Annotated in this window: 9 protein-coding genes and 1 pseudogene; 7 read left to right on the top strand and 3 right to left on the bottom strand. The window is 69.0% G+C overall.

Annotated elements, in window-relative coordinates:
- A pseudogene (locus B2Y21_RS09580) lies at positions 1 to 376 on the top strand (hypothetical protein); the annotation flags it as partial.
- On the opposite strand, the gene B2Y21_RS09575 reads toward B2Y21_RS09580, so the two are convergent.
- On the bottom strand, positions 373 to 1,164 hold the full coding sequence (locus B2Y21_RS09575; protein ID WP_349679420.1) for a prepilin peptidase: 792 nt from the start codon (positions 1,162 to 1,164) through the stop codon (positions 373 to 375). The pseudogene B2Y21_RS09580 and the gene B2Y21_RS09575 sit on opposite strands and share 4 nt — an antisense overlap.
- Positions 1,165 to 1,342: 178 nt before the next feature.
- On the opposite strand from B2Y21_RS09575, the gene B2Y21_RS09570 reads away from it, so the two are divergent.
- From B2Y21_RS09570 to B2Y21_RS09545, 6 genes are all read left to right on the top strand, one after another.
- Positions 1,343 to 1,819 carry a helix-turn-helix domain-containing protein gene (locus B2Y21_RS09570; protein WP_292059260.1) on the top strand — a complete coding sequence of 159 codons (477 nt, stop codon included), beginning with the start codon at positions 1,343 to 1,345 and terminating at the stop codon, positions 1,817 to 1,819.
- 123 nt (positions 1,820 to 1,942) lie between these two features.
- A complete protein-coding gene (locus B2Y21_RS09565) occupies positions 1,943 to 2,398 on the top strand; it encodes a hypothetical protein (protein WP_292059258.1) in 456 nt (151 codons plus the stop codon).
- A complete protein-coding gene (locus tag B2Y21_RS09560) occupies positions 2,343 to 2,669 on the top strand; it encodes a hypothetical protein (protein ID WP_292059256.1) in 327 nt (108 codons plus the stop codon). Before B2Y21_RS09565 ends, B2Y21_RS09560 begins: the two co-directional genes overlap by 56 nt.
- Positions 2,670 to 2,786: 117 nt before the next feature.
- Positions 2,787 to 5,162: a TonB-dependent receptor gene (locus B2Y21_RS09555; RefSeq protein WP_409410779.1), complete on the top strand. Its 2,376-nt coding sequence runs from the start codon at positions 2,787 to 2,789 to the stop codon at positions 5,160 to 5,162.
- A 219-nt stretch (positions 5,163 to 5,381) separates the two neighbouring features.
- The gene (locus B2Y21_RS09550) at positions 5,382 to 5,702 is read left to right on the top strand and encodes a DMT family transporter (RefSeq protein ID WP_087141502.1); all 321 of its coding nucleotides are present in this window, start codon (positions 5,382 to 5,384) and stop codon (positions 5,700 to 5,702) included.
- Positions 5,703 to 5,729: 27 nt separating this feature from the next.
- A complete protein-coding gene (locus B2Y21_RS09545; RefSeq protein ID WP_292059253.1) occupies positions 5,730 to 6,386 on the top strand; it encodes a glutathione S-transferase in 657 nt (218 codons plus the stop codon).
- A gap of 189 nt (positions 6,387 to 6,575) precedes the next feature.
- Here B2Y21_RS09545 and B2Y21_RS09540 read toward each other — a convergent pair whose 3' ends face one another.
- A complete protein-coding gene (locus B2Y21_RS09540; RefSeq protein WP_292059251.1) occupies positions 6,576 to 8,291 on the bottom strand; it encodes a lytic transglycosylase domain-containing protein in 1,716 nt (571 codons plus the stop codon).
- Positions 8,292 to 8,386: 95 nt separating this feature from the next.
- Positions 8,387 to 8,968 (bottom strand): uracil-DNA glycosylase (locus tag B2Y21_RS09535; RefSeq protein ID WP_292059249.1); only part of this gene is annotated, 582 nt, incomplete at its 5' end.

The raw sequence follows: 8,968 nt of genomic DNA, 5'->3' as shown, positions 1-8,968 counted from the left end.
CAGCGGCGGCGGGTCCGGTTCAGGCGTGGGCGGCGGCTCGGGCCAGGGCTGCGACATGGTCAAGCGCATCCAGGACGCCCTGCGCAACGACGCGCGCATCAACGCCGCCATCGGCCAAGCCTATCGCACTTCAGGCGCTTCGGGCCGCGCCATCCTGATGTGGAACGGCGACTGGCTGCAAAGCCCCGGCGAAGAGGGCAAGGGCCTGGCCGGGGTGCGTCAGGCCATCGCCGTGACGGTCGGCTTCTCGTCGCGCGCCTGCAAGGCCGAGACGGTCAACGGCTATGTGCTGCTGACGCTCAGCGACCAGCCGGGCGCGCCGCGCGTGGCGCTGGGCGGCGGGCGCTGGCGCTGGTCGGACCTGCTGTCGCTCTAGTCGCCGAAGCCCAGTCCCAAGGGACCGTAGAGCCAGGTCAGCCAGGCCCCGACGGCCAGGAAGACGCCGAACGGCAGGCGGTCGGTGGAGGCCACGGGACGGCGCAGCACAAGCTTGGCCGCTACCAGGCTGAGGCCGGTCAGCGACGCCCACAGCAGCACGCTGGGCAGACCCATCCACCCGACCCAGGCGCCGATCGCGCCCAGCAGGAAGGGGTCGCCCCCGCCCAGACCGTCGCGTCCGCGCAGGCGCTTGTAGAGGAAGGCCAGCAGCCACAGCCCGCCGAAACCAGCCGCCGCCCCGATCAGGGGCGTCTTCAGCGGCCCGATCAGCGACCACTTCAGTCCGCTCTGGATGTTCGCCGGATCCAGGGCCACGGCGGCGAACAGGCCGCTGAGGAACAGGGGCAGGGTCAGGGCGTCAGGCAGCCAGAAATGCTCGGCGTCGATCACGGCGATCAGCAGAAGCTGCCAACCCAGCACGGCTCCGGCCAGGGCCCAGGCCGGATCGGGAAAGCACAGGGCCGCCCAGGCGCCGACGGCGCCGGAGGCCAGCTCGATCAGGGGATAGCGCAGGGGAATGACGGCGCCGCAGTCGCTGCACTTGCCGCGCGACAACGCCCAACTGACCACCGGGATCATCCGCCAGGGCTTGAGCGGGCGCCCGCAGCCGCCGCACCGCGAGCGGCTGACCACGATGTCCTCGCCGCGCGGCAGGCGCAGGCTGACCAGGCCCAGGAAGCTGCCGACGATCAACCCCAGCCCGCCCATCAGAAGCGCCAGCATCATAGAAGTCGGTTCCCCCGTTTGAATGATCCCCCTAATGCGACGCCGGACCGAAGGGACGCAATCAAAATGCCGACTCGCGCGTCAGTTGTGTCGCGTCGCGGTGACACCCGGGCCCGATCGGCGCGCGCCGGGGACGGGGGACTGGACGCCAGGCGGGTGTGGTAGATAGTCAGCCGTTGTGAACAGCCCTTCGTCCATCGACAGCCTGACGCCGCGCGAGCTTGAAATCCTGCGCTTCGCCGCCAGCCGTCTGGGCGACAAGGAGATCGCGCAGCAGCTGAACCTCTCGCCACGGACGGTTCAGAACCATCTGCACCGGGCTTATGAAAAACTGGGCGTCTCCAACCGGATTCAGGCGGCGCGGCTCCTGAGTGATCATTACTCAGGGGAATCGATCGCAATGTCGCCGCCCCCGCCGCTTGGGGCAGAAAAGGGCGTCATCGAGGCTCCCGTCGGACTTCTCGAGGACGGGAAGGCGCCGGGGGGCGCGCTCTATCGGCGCTATGTCGCGCTGAACGAGTGGCGTCGCCCCCGCAAAATGGGCGGCTCCGTCTTGTGGCTGATCCTGCTCTGGGCGCTGGCCTGGCTCATGATCGCCGTGGTTGGAGCCAGCCTGATCAATCCCGTTCTGGAGATGATTCACAGCCTGGCGTGACGTCATCGTCGCTGGAGCTGTGCATGATCCATCAAGCTTAGAAGTTCGTCGTGTGGGTAGCGGGTCGAGCGCTCTGCAGAGCGAGCGGCTGGAGATCGTCTGATGCATCCTGTTCAGATCATTTTGCTGACGGCCAACGCCATCGCCTTTCCGCTCCTGTTGTGGCGCGGGAGGACGGCGGATCGTTTGGCGACGCTGGCCATGATCGCGGCTCCGTTGTTGTCGCAGCTTGCCTTCGATCTGAACTGGAAGGGCGTCTATGTGGGCATCTTCGTGGTGGATGTCCTCTTCTTCGTCAGCCTGTGGGTGCTGGCGGAGCGCGCCGGGCGCTGGTGGATCGTGTCGGTCGCCAGTTTTCAGCTGATCGGGCTGCTGGGACATTTCGCGCCCTTCCTCGCGCATGAGCGCCTGGCCTGGGCTTACTTCACGCTGATGTGGGCGATTTGGGCGCTCATCAGCCTGACTGCATTCTTTGGCGTCTGGGAGGTCGAGGCCGACCGGCGCTACGCCCTGGAGGGGCGTCATGGCTCAAAAATGGTCGATGGAGGCGGCGCAGGCGCTGCTGCGACAGTGGAATAACCGCGCGGTCGAGGCGTCCGTGCGCGCCGGCGGCCTGACGGTCGACCTGAACGCGGTCGAGGCCTGGCTGCTTGACCAGCGGCCCGACAGCCTGGCCGAAGCCGAGCGGCTGCTGGACCTCATCGTCTCGCACGAGGCGGGCGGCGGCCGGGGCCTGGAACAGCTCTGTCGGGTCGGCGGCGCGGTTCGCAACGACGTGACGCCGCACCGCAGTCGGGTGGAGCACAGCTTCGCGCCGCGCGCTTCGGGGCCGCTGGCCGGACGGGCCTGAAAGTCATCGTTTGATGATCGCCGGTCGGGGTTCCGCCCCGCCGACGGGGCTGTTACATCCGCTGACAGTCCGCGACGAAGCCTTGCGCCGTCGCTCCGCCAAGCGGTTTTTCCTCCCATGATTTCTGCTGTTCGCGCCGCGTCTCTCGCGTCCGCCTCCTTGTCCGTGCTCGCTTTCGCCGCGCCCGTCATGGCCGAGGCGGCCATTGACGAAGGACCGACCCAGGTGTCCGAGATCGTGGTGACGGCTGAACGGCGCGAGGCGCCGCTGGCGGCGACGCCCCTGTCGCTGACGGTGGCCGCCCAGCCCCTGCTGGACGGCGTCGGCGTGCGCGACATCAAGGATCTGCAGATTCTGGCGCCGGGCCTGATCGTGGCCTCGACCTCGAACCAGACCTTCACCACCGCCCGCATCCGCGGCGTCGGCACGGTGGGCGACAATCCGGGCGTCGAAAGCTCGGTCGGCGTCATGATCGACGGCGTCTATCGTCCCCGCAACGGCGCCGCCCTGGGCGATCTGGGCGAGGTCGAGCGCATTGAAGTGCTGAAAGGCCCGCAGGCGACCCTGTTCGGCAAGAACACCTCGGCGGGCGTCATCAACGTCGTCACCGCTGCCCCTTCGTTCGACACGCGCATGGCGGGCGAGGCGACGTTTGGCGACTATGGGACGCATGGCGGTTCGGTCTCCCTGACCGGCCCCATCGTGGACGAGGTTCTGGCCGGGCGGCTGTATGTCGCCGCGCGTCGCCGCGACGGCCTCTATGACGTGAAGACCGGGGAGGGGCCGCGCACCTCGACCGACGATCAGACCGAACACTACGACACTGTGCGCGGTCAGTTGCTGTGGCGCGCCACGCCGAACCTGACCGCTCGCCTGACCGCCGACTGGACCGAGCGGGACGAACGCTGCTGCGTCGGCGTACAACTGGTCACGGGCGGCACGGCGCCCCTGCTGGCGGCGCTATCGCCCGACGGCGGCGTGGCGGCGACGCCGAAGCCGTGGGATCGCGTGGCCTATTCCAACCGCGACACCAACACCCGCATCCGCGACAAGGGCCTGGCCCTGCACCTGAACGCCGATCTGGGCTGGGCGAGGCTGGACAGCACCTCGGCGGTGCGCGACTGGCGCGGCGTCATCAGCCAGGACTGGGACTTCACCTCGGCCGACCTGGCCTATCGCCCGGACGACGGCACCTGGTCGAACCGCTTCCGCACCCTGACGCAGGAGTTCCGTCTGTCGGGTCAGCGCGGAAAGCTGGACTGGTCGGCGGGCGCCTTCTTCGCCGATGAGAAGCTGACCCGTCGCGACAGCCTGTTCTACGGCGCTGATTACGAAGGCTACGTCAGCCGCCTGCTGTCGCGCTCGGCGTCGAACCCGCTGGGCGACCCGGCCTTCGTGTCGAGCATCACGGGCCTTCCCGTCGGCGCGAGCTTCGTCGAGGGTGAGGGGCAGCTGGACCGCTACTGGCAGACGGCCCGCAGCGCCGCCCTGTTCGGCCAGGTGTCCTACGCCGTGACCGACCGCCTGACCCTGACCGGGGGCCTGCGCCGGACCCATGAGACCAAGGAGATGACGGCCGCCTATCACAACACCGACGGCGGCCGGGCCTGCGCGGCGGCGCTGGCCAACGGCGTCAGCAACGCCATCCTGTGCCTGCCGTGGTCGAACCCGGCCTTCAACGGTCTGAGCCAGTCCGAGACGGTCAAGGACGAGGCCTGGACCGGCATGACCCGCGCCGAGTTCAAGGCGACCGAGGGCGTGCGCCTCTACGCCTCCTGGTCGCGAGGCCGCAAGAACGGCGGCTTCAACCTGGACCGCGGGCAGACCAATCTGGTCCCCGACGCCTCGCGCGCCTTCCCGGCCGAGAGCGCCGACGCCTTCGAGGCGGGGATCAAGAGCGTGATGCTGGACCGGCGCCTGCTGGTCTCGGCCGCCGCCTTCCGCCAGACCTATGACGACTTCCAGCTGAACACCTTCCTGGGCACGACCTTCCTGGTCCGCTCCATCCCCGAGGTGCGGGCCAAGGGCGTCGAGGCGGACTTCATGTTCCTGCCGTTCGAGGGCCTGTCGCTGCAGGGCGGCCTGACCTACGCTCAGACGGAGTATGGCGACGACGCGGTGCCGGGCCTGCCGCTGCTGGCTGGCAGGCGGATGAATTTCGCGCCGTTGTGGAGCGGGTCGCTGGCCGGAACCTATGAGCGGCCGGTGGCGGCGGGGCTGACGGGCCGCGTCACCCTGGCGGCCAAATATTCGTCGGAATACAACACCGGCTCGGACCTGGACCCGGCCAAGAGCCAGCCGGGATTCTGGCTGGTCGACGGCCGCGTCGCGCTAGCCCGCGATGACGCCTGGAGCGTGGAGTTGTGGGGCCGCAACCTGTTCGATCAGGACTATCGCCAGGTGGCCTTCGGCGCGCCGTTCCAGACGGGGACGCTGGGCGCCTTCCTGGGGGCGCCGCGCACGGTGGGCCTGACCCTGCGGATCATGCGCTGATGATGGGCGAGGGGAGCAGGCGGGAGACCGTCCGCTCCCCCCTTCCACTGATGCAAAATGGCCTCCACCTGACGGCATATTGCGTCTGCGAAAGCCCCCGAGGGCGGCAAGCCTTGACTTGAGACCCGCGTGTCCCAGATAGGCGGGATCAGAGGACGACCTCTCCCATCTTGGGCATGACGCTGGGACGACCCGGCACGCCATGCAAGGGAGCAAGTCATGGCCTGGATTTTCCTTCTTCTCGCCGGTCTGTTCGAGATCGTCTGGGCCTTCCTGATGAAGGCCTCCGAGGGCTTCACCAAGCCCTGGCCGACGATCGGCACCATAGGCTTCATGATCATCAGCTTCGGCCTGTTGTCGATCTCGATGAAGACGTTGCCGCTGGGCACCGCCTATGTGATCTGGACCGGCATCGGCGCCGTCGGGGCCTTCGTCGTCGGCATCGCCGTGCTGGGCGAGCCGGTCACGCCGATGCGCGTCATCGGCGCCGTTCTGATCGTCAGCGGCCTGGTTGTGCTGAAGCTCGCCTCCAGCCATTAATCACGGCGACAGCCTCGGAGCTTCGCCATGGAACTGATCGTCGGACCGCGCCTCTTCTCCACCTGGTCCCTGCGGCCGTGGCTGGTGTTGAGGCGCGCAGGCGCCGTCTTCGACACGCGCGAGGTCTGGTATCGCTCCGAGGCTGAAAAGGCTGAACTGCGACGCCTGTCGCCCTCGGGCTTCGTGCCGCTGCTGAAGGTCGAGGGCGAGACGATCTGGGACACCCTGTCCATCAGCGAATGGGCGGCCGAACGCTATCCCGAGGCGCATCTGTGGCCGGTCGATCCGATCGCGCGCGCCCTGGCCCGTTCGGCGACGGCAGAGATGCACTCCGGCTTCCACGCCCTGCGCGACCTGTGCGGCATGGGGCCGGATCATCCGATGGCCGGCGAGGCGCGCAGCCCGGCGCCGTCCGATCCGGGGCTGGACCGCGACCTGGCGCGTCTGGTCGCATTGTGGTCGCAGATGCGCGAACGCTTCGGCGCGGGCGGGCCATGGCTGTTCGGCGACTGGTCGATCGCCGACGCCTTCTTCACGCCGGTGGCGGCGCGGGTGCGCCATTTCCAGATCGACCTATCGGCCCACGGCGACGATGGGACAGCCGCCGCCTATGTCGCCGCCCTTCTGGCCCAGCCGCACTTCCGCGAGTGGGAGGCGGCGGCGCTGTCATCTAACGTTGATTAACCGATCCTGAGAACGCGGGTTTAAGAGAGCGGACTTACAGTCCAGCTTGTTCTCGGAGGGGCGGAGCCATGCGTACGATCAGCAGGAACACCGACTGGGCGCGCACGGCGCGCGCCTATGTCCTGGCAGCGGTCGTTCTGGCCCTTGTCTGGGCTTCACTGGCGTCCCTGATGATCTAAGGCCCGCGCCTCAGCGCGAGCCGCCGCCCAGCACGGCCTCGGCCACCTGCAAGGGGGCGGGAGGCGGCGCGACGTAATCCAGGCGGATCGGCACGGCGCGCGCGCCCGAGGCCACGGCGTCCAGCGTCTTCACCGGCCCGCCCATCATGCGCTGATAGATCCAGTAGGCCGCGACGACCTTCTCCACGTATTCGCGCGCCTGAGGCACGTCGATGGTCTCGATCAGCAGCAGCGGATCGGCGTCGGCGCCCAGCTTGCGGATCGCCGCCAGCATCGGACCCGGCCCGGCGTTGTAGGAGGCCACCGCCTTCAGCAGGTCGCCCTGGAAGGACTCGATCTGGAACAGGCGGTTCACATAGTCCTGGCCCAGCTTCATGTTCACCGCCGGGTCCAGCAGGCGCTGGGGGGTGCGGACATAGCCCTGATCGCCGGTCATGTGCGCGGCCGTGGTCGGCATCACCTGCATCAGCCCATAGGCGCCGGCGCCGGAACGGGCGCTGGCGTTGAAGTCCGTCTCCTTGCGCGCGATGGCGTAAACGAGGGCTCTCTCGATGGTGAAGCCGCCCATCGGCTGCAGGTCCGGCATCGGATAGCGGACGGCGTCGATGCGGCTGGCCTCGGACTGGGCGGCGCGGCCGGGCGCGACCAGGCGATACAGGCCGACCCACATCTGGCGCGCGGCGCTGTCGCCGCTGGCGGCGCGCAGGCCGTTGCGGGCGGCCAGTTCGGCGTCGTTGCGACGGCCGACCTCGTACAGGGCGACGGTGCGGCGGGCGTCCTCGTCCGAGCGGATGAAGGCGTTGAGCGCGCGCGCATCCACGCCGATCGGCTCGGGGGTGAATGAGGCGCGTTGCAGCGTCGCCTCATAGGGGCGCGGCCCCTGGTTCTCGATCACCGGCTCCTCGCCCAGCTGACGCAGGGCGATCTGGCCGTAGAAGGTGGCCGGCCAGCGCGCGGCCTGACGCAGGTATTCGTTCACGCGGTCCTGTCGGCCCGACTGGCCCGCCGCCCGCGCCGCCCAGAAGGCGCCGCCCGAGCGGACCCACGGATCCTCGGTCGGATCCTGGGCCACGTGCTCGAAGGCCTGGAAGGCGTCGGCGTGCTGCTCCATGCGCCAGGCGGCCAGACCCGCGGTCCACCAGTCGCCGATCTGCTGGCCCGTGGCGTAGGCGCCGGGCAGGTCGTCGTTGTTCAGGGCCACGCGCGCGGCCTTGGCCGGGTCGTTGACGCCGCCGTCGCCAGAGCCTGAGCCAGAGCTGGTCAGGCTGGCCCAGGTGCGGGTCAGCAGGCCGCCGGGGCGCTTGGGCTCGGCCGCGCCGTCGGGCAGGCGCCGCATCGCCAGAGTATAGACCCGCTCGGCCATCGGCAGATCGGAATAGGTCTCGAGCCAGGCCGCCAGCTCGTCATAGGTGGCGACGTGGCTGGGGTGGAACAGGCGCTCGAACTCGACCTGGCCCAGCAGGACGCGATCCTTGGCCTGACGCGCCGAGTTGCGGGCCAGCTCCAGGTCGCCGCGACGCAGGGCGTCGAAAGCGGTGGTGTAGCTGAGCCGGTCCTCGCTGCTCAGCGCCGTGGGCGACGGCGAGGCGTCTGCGCCAGAGTCTGCGCCAGCGGCGACATAGGGTCGAGAGGTATCGACATCTTCAGCCTGGGCTGCGGTCGCAGCAAGGGCGCAAAGCGCGAAGGCGAACAGAGACGCACGACGCGTCCGGCGGAAAGAATACATGACGCGGCGGCCCCCTTCGTCGGCGTCGGTCCCATCTCGATTCGGGATTCTACGACGCTCTGCGGACTGGTCTCCAAGAGTTCAGGATGCCTGAATCAGGCGCCCGGCTCAACCACTTCACCGCGCAGGCGAGCGGACAAATCTAGAATGTCCTTCCAAACCAAACCCTTGGCCTGCGGCTGACGCAGCAGGAAGGCCGGGTGGAGGGTGGCCATGACGGGGGCGGCGATTCCGCCTTCGGACAATCGCCATTCGCGCCATTGGCCGCGCGTCCGCATGATGCCGTCGTCGGTCTTCAGCACGGCCTTGGCCGCCGCCGCACCGACCAGCAACACCGTCTTGGGCTTCAGCAGGGCCGCGGCGCGCTCAAGGAAGGGGGCGCAGACCGCCTGTTCCTGCGGCGTCGGGGTGCGGTTGCCGGGCGTCTTCCAGAAGACGGTGTTGGTGATGAAGGCGTCGTCCAGCAGGCCCGCCGCCGTCAGGATGCGGTCCAGCAGCTGACCCGCCTGGCCGACGAAGGGCTGGCCGCGCACGTCTTCCTCGGCGCCGGGGCCTTCGCCGACGATCATCAGCGATCCTTGCGGATTGCCGCGCGCGAAGACGGACTGCCGGGCGCCCATGGCGCGCAGGGGGCAGCCTTCGAAGGCGGCGATGGCCTCGGCCAGTTCGTCCAGGGT

This window comes from Brevundimonas sp. UBA5936 (assembly GCA_002430835.1).
Taxonomy (GTDB): Bacteria; Pseudomonadota; Alphaproteobacteria; order Caulobacterales; family Caulobacteraceae; genus Brevundimonas.
This window is presented reverse-complemented; position numbering and strand designations above follow the sequence as displayed.